General features: G+C 37.4%; 1 protein-coding gene. It reads left to right on the top strand.

All coding sequences use genetic code 11. The features are described 5' to 3' along the window. The first annotated feature begins 137 nt into the window (after positions 1-137). Positions 138-992: a Dam family site-specific DNA-(adenine-N6)-methyltransferase gene (locus F6K49_RS48775; protein WP_293109916.1), complete on the top strand. Its 855-nt coding sequence runs from the start codon at positions 138-140 to the stop codon at positions 990-992. Positions 993-1,445: the final 453 nt, after the last annotated feature.

Below are 1,445 nucleotides of genomic sequence, written 5' to 3'. Positions count from 1 at the left end.
AGAGAACAATATATCCCCACAAAGGAGAGCAATAACAATGTTGCCAGGAGGAGCCGGATGATTGGGAACAGTCATGTCCGGTTCTGGAGGAGAGTTCTAGGGGGGAACCCCTAGTTCGACTCTAATAGACTCAGCTTCTGCCACAACTTCGAGAGAGATACTCACCAAAGCTACGAAAAGGAACTCTGACGACTTATATCGAGCCCTTCGTGGGAGGAGGTGCAGTTTTTTTCGATATTGTCAACAGTTTCGATATCCATAAAGCTTATCTATTCGATACCAATCCTGAGCTGATTATCCTTTATAAAGTTATCCAACAGGATGTTGAATCCCTGATTACAGAACTGTTAAAGCTTAGTAATACATACCTGCCCAAAGATGATCAACGTCGGAAAGCATTATACTACGAATATCGTAACCAATATAACACTTTTAATAAACAAATAGATGCTAACTCTTACGCTCGCAATTGGATCAAGCGGGCTGCCATAACCGTTTTTCTGAATAAAACCTGCTTTAACGGTCTGTATCGGGTCAATAGCAAAGGAGAATTTAATGTGCCAGTGGGACGATACAAAAATCCTAAAATTATGAATGCCAATAATCTGCGAGCTGTCTCCAAGCTATTCCAAATTGCTGAAATAGAACAAAGGGACTTTAGTCAAGTTCTGGAATATGCTGATCATAGCACCTTTATTTACTATGATCCTCCCTATCGTCCTATCAGCAAAACCTCCAATTTCAATTCCTATCATTCCCTGGAATTTGATGATAATGAGCAGCGTCGTTTACGGGATGTGTTTGTGAAAGCTGATCAAGCAGGAGCCAATCAAATGCTCAGCAATTCCGATCCAACTAACTATGTTAATGATTTGTTTTTTGATGAGTTATATCAAGGGTTTACTATTGAGCGAATCTTGGCATCTCGTAGAATAAATTCAAAAGGAAATAGCAGAGGAGAAATTAGGGAAATTATTGTTACTAACTATTGACTGATTGTTGAAGTCTGGAGTCGGGATTTGGGAGCAGGTAGTAGACAATAGGTAACAATGCTAAAAATTAATTATTATCGCTTTAATTGCATGCTTATGATAGCAGGGTAGGAGGTAAAAATCAGATCAGGGTAATAGGATTTTACGTTTTTTATTATAACTGAATAATATCCAATTTAAAGGCCAAACAGCTTACGTTTTTTATTAAAAATACTTATGATGAATTTAATCATATATAAACTCTATCATCATTAGACACGCGGTTGTTTGTCAAGTACAACTTATACCAAAGTAGAGGCGATTACCCTGATTATTGCGTTTAAAGTGAACGGATTTGTGAATCATCCCAAAAATATCAAAGGGTGCATCTCATATTTTTAAAAAAGAAGGAAAGTTTGGAACCCGGGCGGTGGAGTTTTATTATAATTGTTCCCTAATTTAAAAAGTGAGATG

It is taken from the genome of Moorena sp. SIO3I6 (assembly GCF_010672095.1).
This window is presented reverse-complemented; position numbering and strand designations above follow the sequence as displayed.